General features: G+C 71.7%; 20 protein-coding genes. 8 read left to right on the forward strand and 12 right to left on the reverse strand.

Annotated elements, in window-relative coordinates:
- Positions 1 to 66: 66 nt before the first annotated feature.
- Positions 67 to 2463 (forward strand): malto-oligosyltrehalose synthase, encoded by a 2397-nt coding sequence (gene treY, locus OG734_RS09645; protein ID WP_330287069.1) that lies wholly within the window; start codon positions 67 to 69, stop codon positions 2461 to 2463.
- A gap of 358 nt (positions 2464 to 2821) precedes the next feature.
- Complete coding sequence (locus OG734_RS09650) at positions 2822 to 4081, forward strand: M14 family zinc carboxypeptidase (RefSeq protein ID WP_330287070.1); 1260 nt, start codon at positions 2822 to 2824, stop codon at positions 4079 to 4081.
- Positions 4082 to 4120: 39 nt separating this feature from the next.
- Here OG734_RS09650 and OG734_RS09655 read toward each other — a convergent pair whose 3' ends face one another.
- The 3 genes from OG734_RS09655 to OG734_RS09665 all read right to left on the reverse strand — a co-directional run bounded on the left by OG734_RS09655 (position 4121) and on the right by OG734_RS09665 (position 6622).
- Positions 4121 to 4579: an SSI family serine proteinase inhibitor gene (locus OG734_RS09655; RefSeq protein WP_330287071.1), complete on the reverse strand. Its 459-nt coding sequence runs from the start codon at positions 4577 to 4579 to the stop codon at positions 4121 to 4123.
- Positions 4576 to 5907 carry a M14 family zinc carboxypeptidase gene (locus OG734_RS09660; RefSeq protein WP_330287072.1) on the reverse strand — a complete coding sequence of 444 codons (1332 nt, stop codon included), beginning with the start codon at positions 5905 to 5907 and terminating at the stop codon, positions 4576 to 4578. The genes OG734_RS09655 and OG734_RS09660 overlap by 4 nt, the downstream gene beginning before the upstream one ends.
- A gap of 163 nt (positions 5908 to 6070) precedes the next feature.
- On the reverse strand, positions 6071 to 6622 hold the full coding sequence (locus tag OG734_RS09665; RefSeq protein ID WP_330287073.1) for a DUF1707 and FHA domain-containing protein: 552 nt from the start codon (positions 6620 to 6622) through the stop codon (positions 6071 to 6073).
- A gap of 184 nt (positions 6623 to 6806) precedes the next feature.
- On the opposite strand from OG734_RS09665, the gene treZ reads away from it, so the two are divergent.
- Positions 6807 to 8552, forward strand: coding sequence for a malto-oligosyltrehalose trehalohydrolase (gene treZ, locus OG734_RS09670; protein ID WP_330287074.1), 1746 nt, complete (start codon positions 6807 to 6809; stop codon positions 8550 to 8552).
- Positions 8553 to 8567: 15 nt separating this feature from the next.
- Here treZ and OG734_RS09675 read toward each other — a convergent pair whose 3' ends face one another.
- Positions 8568 to 9521, reverse strand: coding sequence for an aminoglycoside phosphotransferase family protein (locus OG734_RS09675; RefSeq protein WP_330287075.1), 954 nt, complete (start codon positions 9519 to 9521; stop codon positions 8568 to 8570).
- Positions 9522 to 9574: 53 nt separating this feature from the next.
- A complete protein-coding gene (locus OG734_RS09680; RefSeq protein WP_330287076.1) occupies positions 9575 to 10702 on the reverse strand; it encodes an aminopeptidase P family protein in 1128 nt (375 codons plus the stop codon).
- Between the two features lie 191 nt (positions 10703 to 10893).
- Here OG734_RS09680 and OG734_RS09685 point away from each other — a divergent pair, with 191 nt between their 5' ends.
- Positions 10894 to 11649, forward strand: a complete 756-nt coding sequence (locus OG734_RS09685) for a phosphodiesterase (RefSeq protein WP_330287077.1) — start codon at positions 10894 to 10896, stop codon at positions 11647 to 11649.
- A gap of 10 nt (positions 11650 to 11659) precedes the next feature.
- Here OG734_RS09685 and OG734_RS09690 read toward each other — a convergent pair whose 3' ends face one another.
- Complete coding sequence (locus tag OG734_RS09690; protein WP_330287078.1) at positions 11660 to 12325, reverse strand: PDZ domain-containing protein; 666 nt, start codon at positions 12323 to 12325, stop codon at positions 11660 to 11662.
- A 171-nt stretch (positions 12326 to 12496) separates the two neighbouring features.
- Here OG734_RS09690 and OG734_RS09695 point away from each other — a divergent pair, with 171 nt between their 5' ends.
- Entirely contained in the window at positions 12497 to 14077 is a 1581-nt protein-coding gene (locus tag OG734_RS09695; protein WP_330287079.1) for a hypothetical protein, read from the forward strand.
- Between the two features lie 54 nt (positions 14078 to 14131).
- On the opposite strand, the gene cyc2 is transcribed toward OG734_RS09695, so the two are convergent.
- The 4 genes from cyc2 to OG734_RS09715 form a co-directional block, all read right to left on the reverse strand.
- Positions 14132 to 16285 (reverse strand): germacradienol/geosmin synthase Cyc2, encoded by a 2154-nt coding sequence (cyc2, locus tag OG734_RS09700; protein WP_330287080.1) that lies wholly within the window; start codon positions 16283 to 16285, stop codon positions 14132 to 14134.
- A gap of 126 nt (positions 16286 to 16411) precedes the next feature.
- Positions 16412 to 17626, reverse strand: a complete 1215-nt coding sequence (locus tag OG734_RS09705) for a damage-control phosphatase ARMT1 family protein (RefSeq protein WP_330287081.1) — start codon at positions 17624 to 17626, stop codon at positions 16412 to 16414.
- A 118-nt stretch (positions 17627 to 17744) separates the two neighbouring features.
- Positions 17745 to 18395 carry a ScbR family autoregulator-binding transcription factor gene (locus OG734_RS09710; protein WP_330287082.1) on the reverse strand — a complete coding sequence of 217 codons (651 nt, stop codon included), beginning with the start codon at positions 18393 to 18395 and terminating at the stop codon, positions 17745 to 17747.
- Positions 18396 to 18468: 73 nt separating this feature from the next.
- Positions 18469 to 19365 carry a ScbA/BarX family gamma-butyrolactone biosynthesis protein gene (locus tag OG734_RS09715; RefSeq protein WP_330287083.1) on the reverse strand — a complete coding sequence of 299 codons (897 nt, stop codon included), beginning with the start codon at positions 19363 to 19365 and terminating at the stop codon, positions 18469 to 18471.
- A 257-nt stretch (positions 19366 to 19622) separates the two neighbouring features.
- Between OG734_RS09715 and OG734_RS09720 the strand changes: the two genes are divergently transcribed.
- Together OG734_RS09720 and OG734_RS09725 are read left to right on the forward strand one after the other, a co-directional pair.
- On the forward strand, positions 19623 to 20279 hold the full coding sequence (locus tag OG734_RS09720; RefSeq protein WP_330287084.1) for a ScbR family autoregulator-binding transcription factor: 657 nt from the start codon (positions 19623 to 19625) through the stop codon (positions 20277 to 20279).
- On the forward strand, positions 20276 to 21142 hold the full coding sequence (locus tag OG734_RS09725) for an SDR family oxidoreductase (protein ID WP_330287085.1): 867 nt from the start codon (positions 20276 to 20278) through the stop codon (positions 21140 to 21142). Before OG734_RS09720 ends, OG734_RS09725 begins: the two co-directional genes overlap by 4 nt.
- A 187-nt stretch (positions 21143 to 21329) precedes the next feature.
- Here the strand turns inward: OG734_RS09725 and OG734_RS09730 are convergent, their stop codons facing one another.
- Entirely contained in the window at positions 21330 to 23135 is a 1806-nt protein-coding gene (locus OG734_RS09730; protein WP_330287086.1) for a S8 family peptidase, read from the reverse strand.
- A 484-nt stretch (positions 23136 to 23619) separates the two neighbouring features.
- Between OG734_RS09730 and OG734_RS09735 the strand changes: the two genes are divergently transcribed.
- Entirely contained in the window at positions 23620 to 24591 is a 972-nt protein-coding gene (locus OG734_RS09735) for a lytic polysaccharide monooxygenase (protein ID WP_330287087.1), read from the forward strand.
- Between the two features lie 33 nt (positions 24592 to 24624).
- Here the strand turns inward: OG734_RS09735 and OG734_RS09740 are convergent, their stop codons facing one another.
- Entirely contained in the window at positions 24625 to 25284 is a 660-nt protein-coding gene (locus tag OG734_RS09740) for a Tat pathway signal sequence domain protein (RefSeq protein ID WP_330287088.1), read from the reverse strand.
- Between the last annotated feature and the right edge of the window lie 299 nt (positions 25285 to 25583).

The following is a 25583-nucleotide window of genomic DNA, read 5'->3' on the forward strand; positions in this document are numbered from 1 at the left end:
CCGTTTCGGCGGCCGGGTGCAGGAGTCGATGACACGAAAGGCCGTCTGGCGGGTACGTAGGTTCCCATGACACCTGAGCGTCCTGACCCGGTCGTACCCACGGCCACCTACCGGCTGCAACTCCAGCCCGCGTTCCCGTTCGGTGCCGCGGCGGCCGCCGTGCCGTATCTGGCCTCGCTCGGCGTCTCTCATCTGCATCTGTCGCCGTTCCTGGAGTCCGTCCCGGGTTCGACGCACGGCTACGACGTCGTGGACCACGCACGCGTGCGCGGCGAACTCGGCGGCGAGGAGGGGCTGCGCGCGCTGGCACGCACCGCGCGTGAGCACGGTCTCGGGCTGGTCGCCGACATCGTGCCGAACCACATGGCCATGTCCCCACGCCACAACCGCCCCCTGTGGGAGGTGCTGAGGGAGGGCCCCGAGTCACCGTACGCGCGGTGGTTCGACATCGACTGGGAGGCACAGGACGGCCGGCTGCTGCTGCCGGTGCTCGGGCAGCCGCTCGGCACGGAGTGGGACCAGCTGAAGGTCGAGCACTGGGCGGACGCGCACCTGGGCTACGACGGCCACGTCCTGCGCTATTACGACCACGTCCTGCCCCTGCGCGAGGGCACCGAGAAGCTGCCGCTGCCGCAGCTCGTCGACGCGCAGTGGTACCGCCCGGCGTGGTGGCGGCTGGCGCGCACCGAGCTCAACTACCGGCGTTTCTTCAGCATCTCGGAGCTGATCGGGGTGCGGGTCGAGGACCCGGAGGTGTTCGCGGCGACGCACGGGAAGCTGCTGGAGCTGCTCGACGACGGTGTGGTGGACGGGCTGCGGGTCGACCACCCCGACGGTCTCGCGAACCCGGGCGGGTATCTGCGCCGGCTGCACGAGGCGAGCGGGGGCCGCTGGACGGTGGTCGAGAAGATCCTGGCGGACGGCGAGCAGCTGCCGGCGGGCTGGCCGGTCGCGGGGACCACCGGCTACGACGCCCTGCGGCACGTGGACGGCCTGTTCACGGACCCTGCGGGCGCGGGCGAACTCCTCGGCCAGTACCGGCGGTTCGCGGCCCCGCAGGCCGACCGGGGCGGGCACTGGGAGGCGACGGTACGGCGGGCCGCGTACAAGGTGGTGACGCACGAGCTGGCCACCGAGGTGGACCGGCTGACACGTGTGGCGAACCGTCTCTGCGCCGCCTCCCCCGACCCCGCGCTGCGCGACCGCGCCCCCTGGGCCCTGCGTACCGCGCTGCGCGAGCTGCTGGTCCGGCTGGAGGTCTACCGCCCCTACACCCCCGGGGACACGGCCTCCGTGGTCACCGAGGAGGCCGCCGCCGAGGCCCGGCAGGCGTTCGTCGTCCCGGAGGAGGGCGGGGCCGTGGACGTCGTACGGGACCTGCTGCTCGGACGGGTCGAAGGCGGAGACGCGGCCGGGCCCGAGCATGCCGAGTTCCGGGACCGGTTCGCGCAGACCTCGTCGGCACTGCGGGCCAAGTCCGTGGAGGACACGGCGTTCTACCGCTATGTGCCGCTGCTGTCGGCGACCGAGGTGGGCGGCAGCCCGGGCAGCCCCGCGGTGTCCCCGGAGGACTTCCACGCCTACTGCGCGCGCGTGCAGCGCGACTGGCCGGCCACGGGGACGGCGCTGTCGACACACGACACGAAGCGCAGCGCCGACGTACGCGCGGCGCTGGCCGTCCTCACCGAGTGCCCGCAGCGCTGGGCCGACGTCCTCGCGGAGGTCACACGCACCGGCGAGGGCGTGCCAGACGCCCAGCTCGCGTGGGCGGCCTGGCAGACGGCCTTCGGCCTGGGCCCGGCGGACGGGGAGCGCCTCCAGGGCGCCCTGCTGAAGCACGTACGGGAGGCGGGCCTGCACACCGCCTGGACGGAGCAGGAACCCGCGTACGAGGAGGCGGTGGCGGCGTTCGTGGCGGCGGGCCCGTGCGGGGCGCCCGGCGAGCACGTGGCCGCGCTGCGGAGCGCCCTGGAGCCGTCCGTCCGGGCGAACGTCCTGGGCGCGGCCCTGGTCCACCTGACGATGCCGGGCGTACCGGACCTGTATCAGGGCACGGAGAGCGAGTACCGGGCCCTGGTGGACCCGGACAACCGCCGTCCCGTCCGCTTCCCTCCGGAGGCACCCGGCGAGAAGGACGAGCTGACGGCGACCGCGCTACGGCTGCGGGCGCGGCGCCCGGCGGTGTTCGGCGACACGGCGACGTACACGCCGCTCGTCGCGCAGGGCCCCGCGGCGGCGCACTGCCTGGCGTACGCGCGCTCCGGGGAGGTGGTCACGGCGGTCACCCGGCTGTCCCTGCGGCTGTCGGACACGGGCGGCTGGCACGACACGCGGCTGCCGCTGCCGCCGGGCCGGTGGGCCGATCTGCTGACTCCGGAGCGGGAGTTCACCGAGTACGCGCGCGTGGAGGAGCTCTTCGCGCGACTGCCGGTGGCGCTGCTGGAGCGGGTCGGCGAGGAATGACGGCAGGAGGCTGGGGCTGGGGCGTGAACAGTTCACCGCGCGCTCTTTCACGCGCCCAGGCGCCAGGCTCACGGAGCGCGTGCTCCCGGCGCCCGCGCGGGACGACCGGCGCGTGGTGGTGAACGACTTCGCACCCTTCGCGCTCGGGCGGTGGCACGCGTACTCGCCTTCGGCGGGCGGTGTGCGGGCCGTCCCGCGCGGCGGATGTCCCTGCTCACCGTCCCGTCGGCCGTACCCGTCCGCGCCGTCGGCGGTGAATGCTCCTTGGCGCCCCCTGGAGCCGCCCCCACTACCTCCTTGACAGTTCCTGGACGCCATGGGGTACTGCGGATTGCGACGCAGGGTGGACCTAACGGGGGTGAGTCTCCTGCCGGAGCTGCGCTACCCCAGTGTGAACGAACTCGTCTCGTCCGCCCGGGCGCTGGCGGCTCTTCGGCCCGGCCTGTGCGCCCTGAGACAGGTGGGCTCCTCCAGCGCCGGACGGCCCCTGCACCTGCTGTCCGTGGGCCACGCACGACGCGCCGTGCTCGTCGTCGCGGGCGCCCACGCCAACGAACCCACGGGTGGCTCCACGCTCCTGGCACTCGCGGAACGGGCCGTGCACGACCGCGAGTTGCGGACGGGCACCTCCTGGCACTTCCTGCTGTGCGCGGACCCGGACGGGGCCAGCCTGCACGTCACACCGGCGCCGCGCAGCCTGCTCGACTACCACCACGGCTTCTACCGGCCCGCCGGGCCCGAGCAGCCGGAGTGGTCGCCCTCCGTGCTGCCCCCGGACCGGCTGCCCCCGGAGACCCGTGCCCTGACCCGTGTCATCGACGAACTGCGGCCCTACCTCCAGGTCACCCTGCACGGCACCGACGTGGGCGGCAGCTGGGTACAGCTGACGAAGGACGTCCCCGGGCTCGCCGAGCCGTTCGCCAAGTCGGCGGCGGAACTGCACATCCCGGTGGAGACGGGTGCCTCGGACGCGGCGGGCTGGCCCGCGTCGGGGCCGGGCGTGCACGTGATGCCGGCGCCGGGCTCGGACGCGGCGTACCCGAGCATGCCGGACGACGCCCGGCACAGCACCTGGTACCACGCCCACCGCTACGGCGGCCTGACCGCGGTCGTCGAGGTGCCGATGTGGGCGAGCGACCTGGTGGACGACCCGGCCCCGCATCCCGCGCCGGCGGCGGCGATACGGCGGCTGGCGGGCCGGCTGCTGCGGGACGGCCTGGAGGTCGAACGGGTCCTCACCGACGCGCTGCCCCGTCTGACGGGCCCCGAGGGGCCACTGCTGCGGGCCGCCCAGTGGGCGCTGGAGCTGGTGCCCGGGCTGGCCTCCGACTGGACGCACACGCCGCCCGCCGACACGACGATGGCGTACGTCGGCAGCGTGGACGCATTCGGCCGCCGGCTGCCGCTGCGGGCCGCCGCGATGCTGCTGCGGGTCCTGCTGGAGACCGACGACCGCGCGGCACCACACCTCGAACACCTGGTCGCGACCTGGAGCGAGGCCTTCATGGACCGCTTCCGCGCCCGCTGGGTGCCTCTGGAGCATCAGGTCGAGCACCAGGCCCGCACGGTGGTGGCCGCGGCACGGCACGCGCGCGAGGGGGCCCCTCGGAGGGACTAGGCAAAACCGTTCACCTCCTCAGGGCGCCCTCGACGGGCCCTACAGCGCGAACACCGCCCCGGTCCGTGCCGCCAGTTCACATCCGTTGGAGAAGGTCCTGTCGTACTCCCGCGGACGGCCGTTCCACTCGCCGTGCGCGTGCACGGTGACGGGCGAGTAGAGCATCGGGCAGATGGCCTTCTTCGGCGGGATGCCGCCGATGTCACCGTCCGCCCTGGCGAGTTCCGCACAGGCCCGGGCCGCCTGGGAGTGCCCCTGGGGCGGGTCGCACAGCACGAAGGTGCCGCGGGTGTCCCCGGAGCCCGACTCGCCCCGGGTGACGGTGACGTAGAGCCAGTTGTCCCGGACGTCCTCCTGGGAGACCGCCTGGGCGGGGGCGGAGCCCGCGACGAGGAGGCCGACGGCCAGCAGGGCACCGCGTACCGCTCGCGCGGTCCTGACGGTTGCGATGACGCCTACGGGGTTGTTCGTGTCGGCGGTGTCGATCGTGTGGGTCATTCCCTGTGCATCGGCACCGCGGTCCCCGCGCCCCAGTCCGACTCACCCGAACGGGAGCCCGCGCGCGCGTTGCGGCCCGCCAGTTCGAACGCGGCGAGCACCACCCGCGACTGGTACTCGACCTGACGGGCGACCGGTATCCAGCGCGCCCCGCAGCCTTCGCGGTAGTCGGCGCACCATTCATCGATCAGCCGTTCGAGGGTGCACAGGACGTCGGCGGCCCCCGGACCGGCGCCGCGCGCCAGCTGGTACAGCAGTCCCGCCGTACGCAGTGCCAGCCGTCGCCCTGCGATGCGCAGGGCGACCAGGTGGGCGGTGTTGAGCGGTGGCAGCGGGTGCGCGGCGGCGTCGTCCGTGTCGGGGTCCCAGGCGTCGGCGAGACCGGGACAGACCAGTAGATAGTCGCCCACCGGGGCGAGGAGACGGTCCGCGTCCGGTACGCGCGCGAGGTGGGGCCGCAGCCGTCCGAGGACCACCTCCAGGTACCGCGTGTCGTGCCGCAGCGTGTGGCTGACGGTGCGCAGCACCGCATCGGCGTCAGCGTCGACGGCAGGAGTGTCGTCCTCCACGGCGGCCACGCCCCACATGGGGGCCTCGACGATCGCTGTCACCGTGCCGTACCGGTGCGGGTGGAACCAGGTCGACTCGACGGCGGCCTCTGTGATCGCGGCGGCCAGGTCGCCCGGTCTCGGCGGCGGTATGCGGTGCACGGCGGGTCCCAGACTGGGCCAGTACAGGGTGTCGTACGGGCCCAGCTCACGCGGGATGCCGAGCCGGGCCGCCGTCTGCTCGACGCGCTGCGGGAGGCCCGGCAGGTCGCGGGTGAGCTCCACGAAGGCGCCGCCGACGTCGACGCCGTGCAGGGAGCACTGGAAGAACGGCCGCAGTTCGTCCTGGAGGGCGAGCAGGGCGCGGGTCTCCGGCAGGACGGCTCCGGCCGCGCCGTCGGGCAGCCATTCGGGCTGTTCCAGGAAGCCGGGCCGGAAGAAGTTCCGGAAGTAGTGGCCGAGGGTGTAGGGGCCCGCGAGCCAGCCTTCGTTGCGGCGCGAGCCGTCGGGATCGAGGCACAGCAGCAGGTTCCAGGTGGCGTCCGCGCGGAGGGTCGGTCCGGGGTCGGCGAGGGCCCGTTCGGCCAGCCGGAGGGCGGTCGCGCCGCCCACGGGCTCGTTGGCGTGCGGTCCGGCGACGACCAGGGCCTGACGGCTGCCGTGTCCCACGGAGAGCAGCCACAGGGGCGTGCCCGCGCGCGAGGTGCCGACGGTGCGCAGCCGGGCGTCGGCGGGGTGGCGGGCGACGAGTGCGGCGGCCCGGTCGGCCAGCTCGTCCACGGACGGGTAGCGGAGGAGTGGCGACAGGGCAACCTCCGCAACGGGGCCGTGGGTTCACTTGACGTGTATGGCGCACGCACAGTCAGTCACGGCTGAGGGGGCACGTCAACACCGCGGCACACAAAGCGAATTGCTCCAAAGAGCAACTTCTACGGGAGCGCTCTCACTGCGCCGAGAGCCGGAACACCATGTGCCCGAAGCTGATCTGGTCGCCGTCGCGGACGACGGCCGCGCCGATCACGCGGCGGCCGTTCACCGTCGTGCCGTTGGTCGAACCGAGGTCGCGCAGCACCCACAGGCTGCCCTGGTGGCGGAGTTCGGCGTGGACGCGCGAGACCGTCTCGTGGGTGAGCCGCAGGCCGTTGGCGGGGTCGCGTCCTATGCGCAGCGGGTGACCGTTGCCGGGGTGGGGCAGCAGCAGCTTGGGGAGCCGCTCGGACTGCCAGGCCCTGCGCAGCCGTACCGTGAAGCCGGAGACCGCTTCGACCGTCCCGAACACCAGGCGGGACATCCGGCTCTCGGTGGGCAGATCGGCGGTGAGGACGGCCAGTTCGTCGGACCGGCGGGCGGCGAGCGCCAGTTCCATGCGCCGGATGAAGGTGTCGTGCGAGAGCCGGCCCAGGGCGACCCCGTCCCGCAGCACCTTCAGCGCCCGGTCGCGCTCCGCGTCGGACAGGCGAGCGGGATACGTGTGGAACTCGAAGGACGACGTCACGTTCGTGATTGTCGGGCAGCGCGCGCGGGGTGTCCAGAAAACTCGGAAACGACGGCTCGCTGGGCCGATCTGACGACACCCGAGGCAAACGTGAGGATGCAAGCGCGGAGCGTCCGCGTTTGAAGCACCATGGAACGGGCTACGTCCCGGTGAGCACCGCTCGGCAGAGTAAGGGGATCCGTCCGTGCACTTCGAGGTGTGGGCACCGCAGGCCAGTCGTGTGACGCTCCGGTGCGAAGGCGCCACGCGCGCGTTGGAGCGCGATCCGGAACGCACGGGCTGGTGGTCCGGCGAGGCCGAGGCCGGGGACGGATCGCGTTACGGCTTCGCCGTGGACGACGGACCGGTGCTGCCCGACCCGCGCTCGCGCCGCCAGCCGGACGGCCCGGACGGGCTGAGCGCCGTCGTCGACCACGGGCGCCACACCTGGCGCACCGAGTGGGCCGGCCGCGCGCTGCCGGGTGCGGTCCTGTACGAGTTGCACGTCGGCACGTACACGCCTGAAGGCACGCTGGACGCGGCGGCCGAGCGGCTCGGCCACCTCGTGGAACTGGGTGTCACACACGTCGAGTTGATGCCCCTGTGCCCGTTCCCGGGGCGGCACGGCTGGGGGTACGAGGGGGTCTCCCTGTGGGCGGTGCACGAGCCGTACGGCGGCCCCGAGGCGCTGAAGCGCTTTGTCGACCAGGCGCACGCACTCGGTCTCGGCGTGGTCCTGGACGTCGTGCACAACCACCTGGGACCGTCCGGCAACTACCTGCCCGCCTTCGGCCCGTATTTCACGGACACGCATCAGACGCCCTGGGGCTCCGCCGTGAACCTGGACGCGCCCGGCTCGGACGAGGTGCGCGCGTATCTGCTCGGCAGCGCGCTGGCCTGGCTGCGCGACTACCGGATCGACGGGCTGCGGCTGGACGCGGTGCACGCACTGCGGGACACGCGTGCATGCCACTTCCTGGAGGAGCTGTCGACGGCCGTGGACGCCCTCGCCGCCGACCTCGACCGGCCGCTCTCCCTGATCGCCGAGTCCGACCTCAACGACCCGCGGATCGTCACCCCGCGCGCGGGCGGCGGCCTCGGACTGCACGCGCAGTGGAGCGACGACTTCCACCACGCCCTGCACACGGCACTGACCGGTGAATCGCAGGGCTACTACGAGGACTTCGCGCGGGCCCCGTTCGCGGCGCTCGCCAAGACGCTCTCGGGCGGCTACTTCCACGACGGCAGGTACTCGACCTTCCGGGGCCGCCTGCACGGCCGCCCGCTCGACCGCACCGGTGTCGCCGCGCACCGGCTGCTCGGCTACACGCAGACCCACGACCAGGTCGGCAACCGGGCCCAGGGGGACCGTCTTTCGGCCTCCCTCTCCCCCGGGCTGCTCGCCTGCGCCGCCGCCCTGATGCTCACCGGGCCGTTCACGCCGATGCTGTTCATGGGCGAGGAGTGGGCGGCGGGCACCCCGTGGCAGTTCTTCACCGACCACACGGACGCGGAGCTCGCGGAGGCCGTACGGCGGGGCCGGCGGCGGGAGTTCACGGCGCACGGCTGGGCCGAGGAGGACGTGCCCGACCCCCAGGACCCGGCGACCCGTGACCGCTCCTGCCTCGACTGGTCCGAGCCCGAACGCGAGCCGCACGCGCGCGTGCTGTCCTGGTACCGGCAGCTGATCGCCTTGCGCCACGCCCAGCCCGACCTCACGGACCCGGACCTCTCGGACATCAAGGTCGCGTACGACGAGGACGCCCGCTGGATCGGCTTCCGGCGCGGAGACGTACGGGTCGTGGCGAACCTCGCCCCGAAGTCGGCGGCGATCCCCCTGGGCCCGCGACGGGCGCGGGTGCTGGCCGCCTGGGAACCGGTCGAACTGCCGGGCGCGGACGGGTTGTTGCACGTTCTCGGCGAGTCGTGTGTGGTGCTGGAGCAGGGGTGAGCCGGAGGGTGCGAACTACCCCTTGTCGTCCTCCTCCCGCAACTCCGTCACCCGCTCCAGCAGGATCGCCTCCCACGCGCGCCGCAGTTGGACTCTGACGAGCGGCAGCGGGTCCGCGTCGCGGCCGGCGAGGCTCTCGGCCAGCCGGACGACCGTGTCGCAGCGGGCGAGCCACAGGCCGCGCAGGCAGGGGCGGGCCGCGTAGCCGGCGAGCGTGGCGGCACGTACGGCCGCGGGCGAGCCGACCGCGAGGGCGAGGCCGGCGATGTCCTCGGCCGGGTCGCCGACGACCGCGTCGGTCCAGTCGACGACACCGCGCACCCGCCCGTCGTCGCTCACCACGAGGCGCTCGCCCTTGAGGGCGTGGTGGACGAGGACCGCCGTACCCGCCTGCGCGGCGAGCTGCGTGGTGGCGGACGGGGTCAGCTGGTGGAGCCGCGCGGGGTCGAACTCGTCGGCCGCGGCGAGGCGTTCGACAGCGCCTGCGGCGGCCCGGCGCAGCGCCTCCAGGGACCGTGGCGCGGCCCGCGGCACGCCGAGCGTCTCGGCCTGGCGTACGGGCACCTCACGCAAGCCCGTGAGCAGCGCGGCCAGGTCGGCCTCGCCGACGGCGGAGACCTCGTGCTCCTCGGCAGTGCCGCCGGGCACCCTGGTGTCCAGCGTGTAGGCCAGTCCGTCGGCCCACTCGCCGTGCGCCACGCCGACGGGGACGGCGACACCGATGTGCGGGCGTACGAGGTCGCGCAGGCGCAGTTCGCGGCGCAGTCGCGCGGAGGCCTCGCGGTCGGGGGCCAGTCGCAGTACGTGCCGGGAGCCGACCCACCAGGTGGAGTACTCGCCGCCGGTGTCGGCGGGCCGGATGTCGGGTCCGGTACCGGTGGTGCCGCCCGCGCCGACGGTGCCGTCCGCGAGCAGGGAACGGACCAGTCGGCGGACCGTGTCCGCGGTGGGTGTCGGTGCCTGGGTCATGGTCGCGCCACTGTCGTCCGGGGGTGATGGCGGGGGGGGCTCCTGGTGTGCGGTCAGTCCACTATGACCATCTCGCGGGCCGTGTTGTTGAGGCGTCGGCCGCCGTCCTCGGTCACCGTGACGATGTCCTCGATGCGTACGCCGAAGCGTCCGGGCAGGTAGACGCCGGGTTCCACGGAGAAGCACATGCCTGGGACGAGGGGCCGTTCCTCGCCTTCGATCATGTAGGGCGGCTCGTGCGTGGTGACGCCGATGCCGTGGCCGGTGCGGTGGATGAAGTACTCGCCGTACCCGGCCTCGGTGATGACAGCGCGGGCCGCCCGGTCGACGTCCTGGCACGCGGCGCCGGGGCGCACGGCGCGGAAACCGGCCTCCTGGGCCTCACGCACGATGTCGTGGACCCTGCGCTGCTCGGCGTCCGGTTCGCCGACGTGGACCGTGCGCGAGGTGTCGGAGCCGTAGCCGTGCAGGAGGCCGCCGAAGTCGAGGACGACCATGTCGCCCTGTTCGATGACGCGGTCGCCGGCCTCGTGATGGGGATTGGCGCCGTTGGGGCCGGAGGCAACGATCGTGAAGTCGACCTGGGAGTGCCCGAACCGCCGCAGCAGATCGGCGAGCTCGCCCGCGACGTCACTCTCCCGGCGTCCGCCGAAGGGAACCTTCCGGATCTCCTCGTACGTTGCGTCCGCAGCCGCGCCCGCGGCTGCCAGGCGTGCCAGTTCCGCCGCGTCCTTGACCGCGCGCAGCATCGGCAGCCCCTCGGTGAGGGAGACGTACGAGGTGCCGGGCCGCGCCTGCTGGAGTGCCAGCAGGTGCAGGGCCCACGCGTTGTCGCTGACCCCGAAGCGGCCTGCTCCGTCGAGGAGGTCGGCGGTGACCGCGTACGGATCCTTACCGTCGGTCCAGTCGCGCAGGGTCAGGGCGGGCGCACCCGTCGCGTGTGCCGCGTCCGGGGCCTCCAGCGCGGGGACCACGAGGACCGGGTCCTGTCCGGCGGCCAGGACCAGCAGGGTGAGGCGCTCGGTGACGGCGGTGGGCGCGTAGCCGGTGAGCCAGACGAGGTCGGGTCCCGGCGCCACCAGGAGCCCGGCGAGTCCCGCGTCCTCGGCTGCCCGGGCGGCGCGCCGCATCCGGGCCCGGTAGTCGTCGGCGGTGAAGGGCGCGGGACTGCTGCCGGTCATCCGGGCCTCCGTGGAAGGGCGAGGGGCTACGGGCAGCATCCTGCCCGGATGCAGGGGGCGGCGCGAGCCGGTTGACGGCTGTAATCACCTTCCGCACCTGCCTTCACTCCCCTCAACTAACGGATGGGAGTTGAGTAACCATTAGATCTAATGCTTAGATCTAACCGAACCATTAAGGGAGGCGGAAGGCCATGCTCGTACTCGCCCACATCAGCGATCTGCACCTCGACGGAACCGCGCGGTCGACGGCGCGCGCCGAACGGGTGCGCGATCGGCTGTGGGAGCTGCCGGGGCACGTGGACGCCCTGCTGGTGACCGGGGACATCGCGGACCACGGCACGGAGGCCGAGTACGAGGAGGCGGCGCGCATCCTCGGTCTGCGCACCGGCGACGCACCCTTCCCGGTGCTCACCTGCCCGGGCAACCACGACAGCCGCGCGCCGTACCGCAAGGCGCTGCTCGGACTGCCCGACGCCGAGGGGCCGGTCAACAGCGCGCACGTCTTCGACGACGCCGCCGTTCTGATGTGCGACTCCAGCGTGCCGGGCAAGGACGAAGGCGCCCTCGACGACGAGACGTACGACTGGATCGAGGCAACGCTCGACGAACTGGACGACGGCGTCCCGGCACTGCTCGCCTTCCATCATCCGCCGGTCGCCCTGCACCATCCGCTGCCGGACGCCTATCAGCTGGGCCACCCCGGCCGGCTGGCCGCCCTGCTAGAGCGCAGACCCCAGATCGCCGGGCTCATCACCGGGCACGCGCACACACCGGCCGCCACGACCTTCGCCGGCCGGCCACTGCTCGTCGGCCCGGGGGTGACCTGGACCCTCCGGCTGCCCTGGGAGGGCGAGGAGGTCGCGGACCGGGACGCGCCGGTCGGTCTCGCCTTTCACGTACTGGCCGACACCGGGCGGCTGACCAGCCACTTCCGGGTGGTCGTGTGACGGGGGTCGGTCAGGTGACGACGCCCGGGATCGCGACCAACTGCTGGTAGCCGCCGCTGCGGTGAAGGACCGTGAGGGTGATCTCCGCACCAGGGCGGGCGCGGGCGACCACACGGGCGAGATCGGCCGCCGAGTCGATCCGGGTCCCGCCGAACACGAGGAGTACGTCGCCTCGAACGAGGCCCGCGGTGTAGCCCGGGCCGGGGACATGGACGCCGACGAGCAGGGCTCCCGCTTTCCCGGCGTCGACGGCCTCCAGGCCGAGCGTCGATGTCACGGAGGGCGGCGAGGAGGCCGCACTCGCGCCGCGCGAGGGCGACCTGGAAGGGCCCGCTCCGGACGCGGATCCGGACCCGGGCCCGACTCCGGGTCCGGACTCGGCGTGCGCCCCGCCCCGTGCGCCCGGCCCCTCCCCCGGCTGCCCCGTCCGCTCGCCCTGTCCCGCCTGACGCTGCAGGTCCGCGAGCTTGCTCATGCCGATCACCGTGGCGCCGAGCGTGCCGAGCCCGACGCCCGCGAGAACCAGGACGATCCCGATGAACAGGCCGAACAGAAGGGTCGTCAGCCGTCGGCCGCGTCGGCGCGCGGCATGCGGGCGCCGGACCGGGCGGGATGTGGTGCCGTCGGCCGGTTCCCGCCCGGGCATCGGCTTGGGACGCAGCGCAGTCTGTTCCATGGTTCGCCTCCGGCAGGTGCTCTACCCGGCACACCTGCGCACCACGAGCCACGAACGAGTGAGACTGACGCAGGGTCAGAAATGGGCAGCCATAGGCGTCCACCTTGGTACGGAAACTGATAATAGGACGCGATATTCCCGTTGTCAGTGGGGGCTGTTACGTTCTGCGGCATGACCGATCACGCCCTGCGGCTGCTGCGACAGAGCCGTTCCGCCGCCGAACTGGCCGCGTTCCCCTTCGAGTTCGACCTCGACCGCGCCGACCACGGAGAGGAGGTCCGCCTCGCCTCGGGCGGACCGCTGACTCCGGTGGCGGGTGACGGCGCGGGAGGTACGTATTTCGTGTGCGCGGACGGATCCGTGCTGTACGCCGACTCGGAGGGCTCGGCGGGGATCATCGGTTCCAGTGCCGACGAGGCGCTGGAGATTGTGATCGGCCTGCCCGGCTGGCACGACTACCTGGACCTGTCGCCCGCCGACGGCAGGGAGAAGATCCTCGCGCGGGTCGCGGAGACGGAAGACGAGATCCGCGAGTACGAGGACAACAACGACGGCAACGACGGCAACGACGGCAACGACGGCAACGACGGCAACATAGACGCCGAACGCGCCGAACTGCGCGGCACCCTGGGGCTGCCCGAGCGCTCCCCTGTGGAGCTGATCGGCATGCTGCACACGGCGCTGCTACGCACCGAGCCCGACTTCCTGCTGCTCAACGCGGAGGAGGGCGGTGCGTACGAACGACTCGACCCGCATCCGCGCCCGCCCCTGTGGGAGCCGGTGCTCGCCCGCGGCCGGGCCGACCTGGCCACGCTGCGGGCGGGCGGGGGCCCGGCGGCGTGGGACGCGGTGGCCCGTGATCCGCTGCGCCGCCGCCTAGCCCTGCGGGCCGCGCAGTTCGACCGCGCGGACGGCGATCTGGACCTGCTGCGGCATCTGGTGAGGTACGAGGCCCAGTCGTCGATGACGGATGAACTGCGTCTCGGAGCCGTCCTGGTGGGCCTGCACGGCCTGGCCGAGGATCTGGCGCTGCTGCACGAGGTCCGGGACACGGACTTCGACACGGCGTGCGGTCTGAGCGAGCTGCCCGGGCCCGGTGACACAGGTGCCGATCTGCGGCAGTGGGCGCTGGAGACGGACGCCTCGATGTTCGGCACGGAACCGGCGGACGAGCCGGTGTTCTCCTGGACGGAGCTGGCCCGCGACCAGGGCATGACGGAACTTGCCCGGGTCGCGCTGATCCGCCTGCTGGACGAGATCGAGTTGGGGCAGTACCTGCTCCGGGCGCCCGGCGGGGCGTCGGAGCCGCTGGACACCTCGCCGTTGCGTGCGCTCAGCCGGGAGTTCCAGGAACTGGGCGACCTGTTCCAGGCGTTGCGCGCCCAGCGGCTGTCCGCCGACCTCCAGGACACGGCCTGGGCCCGGGTGTCGGCCCGTCTGACGCAGGCCCGCCTCGAACGGGAGCTGGGCCTGCTGCCGCGGGCCACGGCCACGTTGACGACCCTGCGCGCCACGCTGACCGACCCCCGGGACACGTCCCTGCGGCTCTGGCACGGCGTGAACCTGGGCCGTTCCATCGCCGAGGAGCACTACGCCCTGACCCGCGCGCTGGCCGACGCCGACCTCCCGGAGGAGGCCCGCGCCCTGTTGGCCTCCTCCGACGCGATACTCGGCGAGCTCTCGGGGAATGCCGCAGCGGGTGTCCGGGAGCTCGCCGAGGAGACAGCGGAGCGGGTGCGCGACCTCGGCTGACGGACAGCGGCTCGGCACCGTCGATCGGCCTCGGACCCGGCGTGCGGGAAGCCGTCAGCCGAGCGTCAGTGCCGAGCCGCGGTCCGGCAGGAACCCGTGGGACCTGCTCTCCAGGTGGTCGGACTTGTAGCGGGGGACCTCCCGGTGCCAGTTCAGGATGCCGGACAGCCAGTTCCGCAGCTCGGCCACATAGCCGTCCATCGTCGCGCGCGCATCCTCCGTGAGCTTGAAGTCCTCGTACAGGACGGGGAATTCATGAGCGACGACATGCTCGAACTGCTGCATGCGCTGCGTCATCAGATCGTGGATGATGCCGAGCGCGGTCGGGTAGTCGCAGCCGAAGAAGTTCTGGACGACGAGGATGCCGTTGTGGATCTCGCCCTCGTACTGGATCTCCTTCTGGTACGAGAAGACGTCGTTGATGAGCATCGCGTAGTCGGCGGCCGCCTTCTCCAGCGACTGGACGGGGCCGCTGCGGTAGACCTCCGGCGGGACGGTCCGGCCGTGGCCGATGCGGCACAGGCTCATCGTGAGGTCCGAGCCGAAGGTGGCGCGGCGCATCTCCAGGTAGTCGATGGGGTCGGGGATACGGTTCTGGGTCTGGTTGGCCAGTTCCCACACCCAGCTCTCGGTCATCACGTCCACCGCGGCACGGAACGTGCGCCGTTGGTCGGGGGCCATCCCGGCCGTGGTGCGACGCCACAGGTCGATCAGGCCGCGTTCCATGCCGTTGACCGGAGCGGGGAACCCGTCGCCCTCGATGGGCATGCAGGCGGAGAGGCGCTCCGTGCACAGGCGGGCCGCGGCCAGGTCGCGGCGGTGGCCGAAGACGAGGGGGTAGTAGTCGTCGCCGTAGGTGCCCCAGGCCAGCCAGGCGGAGCTGAGGTCGAGGGCGTCGGCCGTCGCGTCCGGGTGGATGCCTGCCGCGCACAGCGGCAGGTCGGCCGCAGCGAGCTTGTCCTCGTCCCAGACGCCCTCCTGGAGGATGCCCATGCTGTGCGACCAGTCGACGAGACGGGACCGGGCGCCGTCCAGATGAGGGCTCAGAGAGAGCCCGAACGGCATGTAGAAATCCGGCAGCAGGGACGGGCCGACCTGCTGGTAGGGCACGTGCGTGTAGGCGCGCAGGCGTTCGGCGCCGGCCGAGGCCAGGAGTGCGCCGATGTTGGCGGCGGACGTGCCGAACCCGCCCACTCCGAACGGCCTCGACTCCTCCAGGGCTCCTTCGTTCATGTACCGGCTGGAGCGCAGATGCCATTCGTGGCCGCCCGACTGCCAGTCCTGCAGCCCGCGCGTGTACGCGGCCACCGCGCCGACCTGGTCCGGCGTGAGGCCCTTCTCCAGGGCCAGCCCGGGCACTTCGGTGAGCGCGGTGTGCTCGAACTGGTGGAGCCGTGAGGTGAGGATGTCGTTGACGGTGTCGGCGGCCTCCTGGGTCGTGCACCCGAAGAAGGTCTCCAGGACGAGCACGCCGTTGCTGAGCTCGCCCTCGTCCTCGACCTCCCGCTGGTAGGAGAACAGGTCGTTGCGCAGGTGGACGCCGTCCGAGAAGGTCTCCATCAGTACCCTCAGCGGCCTCGCCTGCGCGACGGAGGCGGGCACTTCGGCGGTCGCGTACTCCACGAGCCCCGCCGACCAGGGGGCGCCGCCCACCTTGCGGCGCATCTCGATGTACTCGACGGGGTTGGAGACGCGCCCCTCGTTGATGTTGGACAGTTCCCACATCGACTCGTTCAGCAGATGCTCGGTGGCGACGGAGAACCGCCTGCGCCAGTCCACGGACATCGCCGGAACCGTGCGCGCCCACAGGTCGGCGAGGCCCGCCTCCACCGGATTCTGCGGCTCCGGTACGGGAGTCGAGAGGTCGAGCGGCATGAAAAGGGGCAGCCGGTCCAGATACGCCTTGCCGCCGTCGCGGTCCTGGCTGCGCTTGAAGACCTCCAGGAAGTGGTCGTCGAAGAAGAAGACCCACACGTACCAGTCGGTGATGAGCGAGAGGGCGGGCCCGTCGCAGTCGGGGTGCGTGTACGCGCACAACAACCCGTAGTCGTGCGCGTCGAGGTCGGACTGCTCCCAGACGCCTGAGCCCTCCAGCATTCCCATCTCCCGTGCCCAGACGGTCGAATGGGCGCGCGCCTCGTCCAGATGCGGGTTCAGCCGCGCGGGATACGGCATGTAGAAGTGTGGGAGTACGAACGGCTGTGTCATGGGCGGGGCCCTACCCCTGCCCTGGACCTGCCATCCACGGGGCGGGACATGATCACACCATCGCGTGAATCAGGGCCGATTCCGGGATTGCGGGCGGGCGTTGTGAGTTCACTCGACATGCGAGGACTACGACGACACCTCGGTCGACGACACCTGAATCACCGCACGCGTACCGCTCGTGCGCCAGCGTTGCCCTTCCGCGGCGACGAGCGCCGCCTCGGTACGGTCGTCGAGGCCGACGATCACGTCGGACTTCAGGGTGCGCAGGGCGGCAACCCGGCCGGGGAAGTACGCGGTCACGTCCGCGAAGGGCGTCGTGGGGGGCCTGAGGCGGTCACCGACCAGGCGACGGTAGTTCAGGTCGCCCTTCATCAGGGTGACCGTGGCCGAGGCGAAGTCCTCGCTGAGATCGCCGGGCATCGCCGCGTACGGGAGCGGGGCGCAGGAGAAGGGGTGGGCGCGTACCGCGAGGCGGCCCTCGGCCAGCACGGACCAGAGGCGGCGGCCGTACGCGGCGGCGACCCCCGGCGCGCGGGTCAGCCGGCGCAGGGCGTCGACCACGTCGGCGGTGGTCGCGTCGGAGACGAAGTACGGGTGCGGCTTCACGTGCAGGACGGCGCGTTCGGCGTACCCCCGGGTCAGCAGGTGGTCCAGGAGCAGCAGGTCGGGGACGAGTTCCCGGCCCGCGTTGTCCGCGACCAGACACACCGGGCCGGCGCCTCGTCGGGCGGACCTGAGCAGCGACCAGAGGGCCTCGCTGTCGTCGGCGACGAGTCCCGCCGCCTCCCCTCCCTCGTCCGCGCCGGAGAGCCGGAAACCGAGGTCGGCCCGGTTGCCCCACACCGACCCGAGGAGCAGAGCGCGCGCCTGCTCCTCCTCGGGCCTGCTCACCAGGTCGTCGAGCGCGGCCAGTTCCTCGTCGGTCTCGGGGGCATCCAGTTCGGCGAGTTTGAAAGGGCGGAAGGGATCGATCCCGCGCCAAGCGCCCGCCTCTCCGCCGGCTCCGCCGAAGTACCCGACCGCTTCGAGGAGTTGGCGGTAGAAGTACCCCTCCGCCCACAGCCAGGGCACGTCGAACCAGGACCGGCCCGCGTACTCCCGGATCCCCCACTGTTCCCACTGCTCCCGGTCCTCAGCGCCGGCGGGAAGCGGTTCGACGACACCCTCGGTGCAGTTCTTGAGGAGCGCGTCGAGTGCGCGGTGCTGCTCGGGGCCGTACGGGAAGGCGTCCCGCACCTTCTGGATGAGCGCGGGATGCCGTTCGGCCAGCACGCTCCAGGGGAACGAGCCCGGCTCGTTGCCGAGGATCACGGGCGAGGACACGGAGTCGGAGGCAGGCATGCGACTCACCGTACCGTCCGCGAAACGCGAGGCCGGGGACGTCATCACGCACAGACGGGCAGCTCCTGAGCCCACCGCACTCCGGATCAGACCGCCTGCCTCATCCGTATCGCCCGTTTCACGCCACCGCCCGTATCTCCCGCTCCAGTTGGGCCACCAGGCTCAGATACCGCGCCCGCCTCGGCGTGGGCACCAGCGCCCGGATGGTGAGGCGCCACATGTCCGCCGTCCGACGGGGCTGGCGCGCCACCGGCTCCACCGCGCGGCTGACCATGCGGCTGCCGACGAAGAAGCTGACGAGGGAGTGCGCCATCGCGTCGACATCGACGTCCGGGTGTACGTCGGACTCCTTGACCGCGCCGAGGAGTTTGCCGGAGGCCATCTCCGACCACTCGCGGAACGGGTGGCGCAGCGGAGGCCGTACGGAGACATCGCCGGCGGCCAGGCGCAGGCCCGCCCTGGCGATCGGGCCCTCGACGGCCATCCTCGTGATCCCGAACGTGACGCGGATCAGCGCCTCGAGCGAGGAGTAGCCGCGGCCGTCGATGTCTCTGGCCATCCGCCGGGAAGTCCTGGACTGGATCTCCAGGATCGCGTGGGCCAGGTCCTCCTTCGCCGCGAAGTGGAAATAGAGGGCGCCCTTGGTGACGTGCGCGTGCTCGACTATGTCGCTCAGGCTGGTCGATTCATAGCCGTGACGGTCGAACAGGTCGGCCGCTGCCGTGATGATCGTCGCGCGGGTCTGCTCGGCGCGTAACTGCCTCGCCATCGGCACCCACCCCTCCCCACCGTCCCGGTGCTCTCGAACTCCCCGAAGAAAAACGGGATATGCCGTTTGTTTCTTACTCCTCGTACAAGATAGCCGACCGTTCCGCGATGCCCACCACACACTCGAAAACGGTGCGCCCCTCCTGCGTTCCCACCACCTTCCGCGTCCCGTCGCCTTCGTCCGTCGACTCGATCCAGGTGGGCAGGTCCAGTTCGGCGAACTGATGGAAGGTCGTGTCGAACGAGACGGGTATCAGGCCGCTGTCAGGGCCCGTTCGTGCCATCGCGGCCTGCCGGGCGGATTCCAGGAGCAGCATGCCCGGTATGTGATCGAGGGGATGATCGAAGAAAACAGCATGACCGGTATCAACTCGCAACTGCCAGTATCCATGCGCCTGTTGGGGAAGCGCCAGGACCACGTCCGCATCCGAGTCCCGGCCCACGTCGGCGGCCGGCAGGCCCGCCGGCACGGGCAGCGCGGTCACGGTGGCCGCCGTACGGCCGCCGCGCAGCCTGCTGAAGACGGCGCCGCTGGTGCAGGTGAAGGCGACGTCGGCGTGCGCGACCCGCTCCCCGTCAAGCCGTACGTCGGCCTCATACCGGGCCGAGACCAGGCGCTTGCCCCGATGCCGGATGTCGGAGAAGGTGATGTCGACGACGGGTTCGGCCGGGACCGGCCCGACACCCAGGCGCTCGGGGAACGTGGTGATCCGGAACTCCTGGAGCACGAACTGGTGATCCAACGGCACCTTGTACTCGGTGTGGTTGAGCAGGGTTCCGGCCTGGCGTACGGTCTCCACGACGAGCAGTGGATCGTACGCCGTCCGGTCGGGCGACACGTGTAAACAGTGGACGCGCGGCCACTGTGCGGAGACGCTGAACCGGTCGGTTTCTGTTCGGGACCAGCCGGTGAGGAACGTCTCGGCGATCGCCGCGCGGTGCACGAGCTGGCGCGGAACGCTCGACGTCATGGTCTGGATTTCGGCAGACTGCGGCACTGGAAGCAATGTCTTTCCCTCGGTCCCCCGTATGGCGTGGCAGACGGAAAGGCGCCCGCTTGGATGAGCGATAGAGTACGAGGCGACCGGTTTGTTTTCAACGAGATGAGTCGGTCCGGCCCTATGATCGGCGGTTCCGGCGCACCGGCCACGCGCCGTCACGCACCAGCACGGCGCCAATTCGACGCCGACACGGACACCGGCCAACTGGGCGCCAGGGAGGGGCTCTTATGGCGAAACAGGAGCGCGCCATCAGGACGCGAAAGGCGATCCTGGAAGCCGCGGGCGCGGTTTTCGACGAACACGGCTACACCTCCACGACCATCTCGATGGTGCTGGAGCGGGCCGAGGTCACCAAGGGCGCCCTGTACTTCCACTTCCCTTCCAAGGAATCGCTGGCACAGGCGGTCCTCGACGAACAGGTGCCGTTCGGCAGTGTGCCGGAGCAGCCCTGCAAGTTGCAGGAGATCATCGACATGACGTTCGTGGTCGGCCAGCGGCTGCTGACCAACTCCCTGCTGCGGGGCAGTGTCCGGCTGGCGGTGGACCAGGAGACCCCGAACCATGTCGATCACTCGCAGCCCTTCCGGCAGTGGTCGGAGCGGCTGACGTCTCTCATGGAACAGGCCCGCGAGCAGGGCGAGTTGCTGCCCACGGTGGATCCGCCGGAGACGGTGGACCTACTGGTCGGCGGCTTCACCGGCATCCAGCTGATGTCGCGGGCGATGACCGACCGGGCCGATCTCGGCCACCGGCTGTCCGTACTGTGGGCGCACATCCTGCCGAGCATCGCGGTGCCGGGGCTGCTGCTCGGCCTCGACAGCAGGGCGGACCGGGGTTCCCGGGTCCTCTCCTCGCTGGACTCGCTCGATCTGAAGGCGTCATGATCCTGCTGACCGGGGCGACCGGCACCGTCGGCCGCCTGGTGGCCCAGCGCCTTCCCGCCGCCGAGCCGGTACGGCTGCTGTCCCGCGACCCCGCCCGCGCCGCCGCCCTCGCGGGCCCGCATACCGAGGTGGTCGGCGGTGACTTCGAGGACTCCGCCAGTCTGCGCCGGGCCCTGACCGGCGTACGGTCGGCGCTGCTCGTCACCACGAATCCGCTGACGCACGCCCACGACGAGAACTTCCTGACGGCCGCCCGGGACGCGGGAGTCCGGCACGTGGTGAAGCTGACGACCCTGTCGGTGACCGAGCCCGACGCGACCGACCTGGTGACGGAGTGGCAGCGGGAGAACGAGCGGCTGCTGCGCGCCTCGGGACTGTCCTGGACCCTGCTGCGACCGCGCGCCTTCATGTCCAACACGCTGGGCTGGGCCCGTTCGATCCGGGCGGAGGGCGTGGTGCGGGGCGCGAACGGCACGGTGGAAACCGCGGCGATCGACCCGCGGGACATCGCCGATGTGGCGGTGCGAGCACTGACGGACCCGGCGGGACACGCCGGGCGGGCGTACGCGCTGACCGGGCCCGCGGCAATCACCCCGGTGGAACAGACGGAGATCCTGGGCGAGTTGCTGCAACGGCCGCTGAAGTTCGTTGAACTGACGGAAGATCAGGTATTGCAGTCGCTGCTCGCACGCTGTCCGGAGCCGGTGGCCCGCGCCCTCGTGGAGAGTGCGGCGCGGGGACGGCACGGGTCGAAGGGTCAAGCGGAGCCGGACGTTGCGGAGTTGCTCGGCCGGCCGGCACGCGGGTACCGGGAGTGGGCCGCGGAGCAGTTGACGGAGTTCACCGGCCCGACGGCCGAGTGACGAGCGCGGGGCTCACACACGACGACGGGCCGGCCGGCGTCCATCCACGCCGACCGACCCGCCCGCTTTCTGTCACACCGCCGGTTCATCCACCGGCGAGTGGTTCACCCACTCGGCCACGCGGCCACTCGGCCGCCGACCACTCGGCCACTCAGCCACTCGGCCACTCGGCCACTCGGCCACAAGATCAGAAGGTGAGCTTCCAACCGTTGATCTTGCCGGTGTCCGAGGAGGCCACGTCCTGGACACGCAGCTTCCAGGTGCCGTTGGCGGTCTCGCTGGAGGCGTTCACCGTGTACGTGGTGTTCACGTTGTCGGCGGAGTCCGAGGTGCTGGAGGCCTTCAGCGGGTAGGTCGTGCCGTCGGGCGCCACCAGGGTGACGACCAGGTCACCGCGGTAGGTGTGGGTGATGTCCACGCCGACCTGGAGGGCCGAGGGGGCGTTGCCGGTCCGGCCGCTGACGGCGATCGAGGACTCGACGGCGGAGCCGTTGTCCGGGATCGAGACGGCGGTGCTGGAGGAGAAGACGGTCCCCGTCGTGCCGCCACCGGTGCTGCCGCTCACGGCCTGCACGGTCTTGGCGGCGTCGGCCAGGCCAGCGCCGCAGCCACCCGAGCAACTGCCGGGCAGGGCACGGGCGTTGTTCTTGATGGCCGTCTCGATCTGGGCCGGGGTGAGCGAGGAGTTCGCCGACTTCATCAGCGCGACCAGGCCCGCGATGTGCGGGGTGGCCATGCTGGTGCCCTGGTAGTAGGCGTACGACTCGGTGGACGGGGTCTTCGCGCCGGAGTTCAGCGTGGAGAGGATGCCGTTGGCGTTGCCGGTGCTCATCTCGCCACCGGGGGCCGAAATGTCCACGACGGAGCCGTAGTTGGAGTACGAGGCCCGGGCGCCGGTGCGTCCGGTCGCGGCGACGGTGATGACGTTGTTGCAGTTCGCCGGGTTGGAGGTGGAGGCGTTCGCGTTCTCGTTGCCGGCCGCGACGACCACCGTGGTGCCGCGGTTGAACGCGCCGGTGATGGCGCTCTGGGTCGCCGAGGAGCAGGCGCCGCCCCCGCCGAGGCTCATGTTGATGACCTTGGCGACGTTGGTGTTGGCCGGTACACCGGAGACGGTGCCGCCGGACGCCCAGGTGATGGCGTCGATGATGTCGGAGTCGTAGCCACCGCACTTGCCGAGCGCGCGGACCGGGGAGACCTTCGCGTTGTACGCGATGCCCGCGACACCCTTGTTGTTGTTGGTGACGGCGGCGATGGTGCCAGCGACGTGCGTGCCGTGCCAGGAGGAGCTGCTGCCCTCGGCCTGGTCGCACTCACCGGCGGCGTACCAGTCGCCGGGGTCCGCCGGGTTGCTGTCACGGCCGTCACCGTCGACGGAGACGGCAGTGTCGGAGATGAAGTCGTAGCCGGCGACGATGTTCCCGGCGACGTCGGAGTGCGTGACATAGCCGGTGTCGATGACGGCGACGGTCACGCCGGTGCCGGTCGCGGTGGTCCAGGCGCCCGGGACGCGCATGCCCGCGGTCGATTCGAACAGGTCCCACTGCTTGGCGTACTCGGTGTCGTTCGGGTCCGCCATCGGCTTGTTGAGGCGGTCCGGCACGACGTAGGCGACCTGCGGGTCGGCCTTGTACTCGGCGATGACATCGGCGACGTCCGTCTTGCTGAGCTGCTCGCCCAGGTCGACGAGGGCGGCACCGGTGCCGAGGCGGCGCTGGAAGTCCAGGCTCTCGCCGGCCTCCTTGCCCTTGGCGGCGGCGTCGGCGTCGGCGGCCTGGTTCGACGTGGCCTCGGCGGCGCCGGTCTTGTAGCCGACGATGAGTCGCTCGGCCGGTACGGCTACCGCCTGCGCGGCGGCGTCCAGCGTGACGCCGGGGGCTGCGGGCTCCTGGGCGACGGCGACCGAGGTGGTGGCCGCGGCCACCAGAGCGGCGGAGACCGCAGCGGCGGATATCAGCTTCCGCCCCGTGGCACGGGTGGGTGAAGTACGCAAGGGCTTGCCTTTCGGGGCCGTACTCCGGGCCGCGCGGGCAGCGGGGAGTGGCGGTCGAATCGCTTCGTCGTCGAAGCGGCGGGGGGTGCGGTTCGAAAAGCGGCGCGGCGGCCGGCCTGAGCGCGAGCGGCCCGTTCCGGGGTTACCTGTGGGGCGGCTGTGGTGGAACAGTAGGCAAAGGGAAGGTCATCCGGATACAGGGGAAACCCTCGATCGGTCCGGATCCCCACCCTCGTACGCCGAAAACCGCCCCTGAACGGCGGCCAGTTGACCGGGTTGGGTGAGATACGGCGGATTGCCTGGACATGGGGGCGGGCCATCGTGACGAGCGGGGCAGGACGACACGAGGATGGTCGTCCCGTCGGGGGCGAGGACCGCCGATTGAACGCGGCCCGCCTGCTTCCCGTACTGCCCGAAAGGAGACCCGTTCCCGGGTCGGCCCGCAGCAGACCTGTTCCCCCTCGGTCGAGGAGACGTTTCCCGGATGACCGCCCACCGCCGCACCCTCTCGGCCGCCGCACTCGCCGGCAGCGCCGCCTTCGCGGCTCCGCTGCTGCTCACGTTGTCGGCGGCGGTTCCCGCTCAGGCGCACGGTGCGCCGACGAATCCGGTCAGTCGCGCCTTCGCCTGCTCCCCCGACGGCGGCAGCCTGGCCGGTACGGCGGCCTGCCGGGCGGCTCTCACCGCGAACGGCGGGGCGCCCTTCACCTTCTGGGACAACCTGCGGGTCGCCGACGTGAACGGCCGGGACCGCGCGGTGATCCCCGACGGCCGACTGTGCAGCGGTGGGAAGTCCGACTACCGGGGACTCGACCTCGCCCGCACCGACTGGCCCTCGACCACACTGTCGCCGGGCGCCCGGCTGACGATGACGTACCGCTCGACCATCACGCACACCGGCACGTTCAAGATGTTCCTGACGAAGCCCGGGTACGACCCGTCCGGCCCGCTGAAGTGGTCCGACCTGCCGGACCGGCCGTTCGCCGAGGTCAAGGATCCCGCGATGACGGGCGACGCGTACCGGATCGGGATGACGCTGCCGTCGGACCGGAGCGGGCGCCATGTGCTGTACACGATCTGGCAGAACTCCAGTACGGCGGACACGTACTACTCGTGCTCGGACGTGGTGTTCCCGGCAGCGAAGAGCAGCACGGGCGGCGCTGAGGGTTCCGGCAACTCCGGCGCCTCCGCGCCGACGGCCTCCGCCTCCCCGGCCGCTCGGCCCAGGACGACCGAGTCGAGCGCCCCGGCCGAGCAGCCGGCACCGGCCGCGGAGACAGGAGGGGCGACGGAGTCCGCCGACTCCGCCGCCCCGCAGGCCGCAAGCACCGTGGCCGGTGCGCCGGTGGCGTCAACCACCGACGGTACCGGGCCGCGGCACCTGATCGCGGGCGGCGCCGCGGCGGTACTGCTCGCCGTGGTCGCTGCCCTCCTCCTGCGGCTGCGCCGCCGGTGAACACCGGCCGCCCAGCCGTTCATTGACGGTCCGTCAGTTGACGAAGACCGTGGCGTTGCCCTGCGTCACGTCCTGCACCGGGGCGTACTTGGCGGTGAAGTAGCCGTTGGCGAAGCACAGCGACGAGCCGGACGTCTTGGTGAACGCCTGGGCGGCGAAGTTGATGCTGTTGTCGTCGGCGCCGGTCGTACCGGACAGGCTGGGCGCCTGGTAGACGCAGTTGATGGTGCCCAGCAGGGTGCGCAGCACGACGGTCGTCTGGATGGTGGAGCCCTCGGCCGGGGTGACGCTGACAGAGCCGTCGGAGCCCACCACGGTGGTGTACGGCAGGTTGTTGACGGTCACGCTGTTCACGCCCAGCACACCCAGGACGTTGCTGGTGCAAGTACCGAAGGTGTGCGCGGTGACCGACTCGGTGGCCACGCCGGGCGCGGCGGGGTTGTCGGTGACGGCCGCCGTGAAGGTCGACGCCGCGCACTTGACACCACTCGTGCCGGTCGCGCTGGAGTAGAGCGTGGCCGAGGTGCCGGTGGCGAGGGAGGCACTGAGGACATCGCCCACTGCGACGGCGTCGCCGGCCGCGCTGTTGATGGTGAGCACGGTGTCGGCGGCGGACGCGGGGGTGACCGCCGCGACCGAGAGCCCGGCGACGGCGGCGGCGAGGGCGAGGGCGGAGCGAGTACGAGTACGCATGATGCGGGTGCCTCTTTCTGGAACTGGGGGTGTTGGGGGGTGGTGTCGGGGGGTGCCGAGGAGGTCAGGACACGCGGAAGTACGCGTTTCAGGACATCTGAAGGGCGCGGGGAAGGACGGCGTCGCCGGCCCGTGACGCCTTCTCCGTACGCGACGGACCGGCAACGACAACCGGCCGGTGACCGGCAGGAAGACTTGGAGGGAGGCTTCCTGCCGGACCGGGCGGGACAGGGCGGACCGGCGGCGGCCCAGGGGGGAAACGGCCACGCCGGCGCCTCGGAGGCGGACTTCGGAAATGA

Origin of the sequence: Streptomyces sp. NBC_00576, assembly GCF_036345175.1 — a bacterium.
GTDB lineage: Bacteria > Actinomycetota > Actinomycetes > Streptomycetales > Streptomycetaceae > Streptomyces.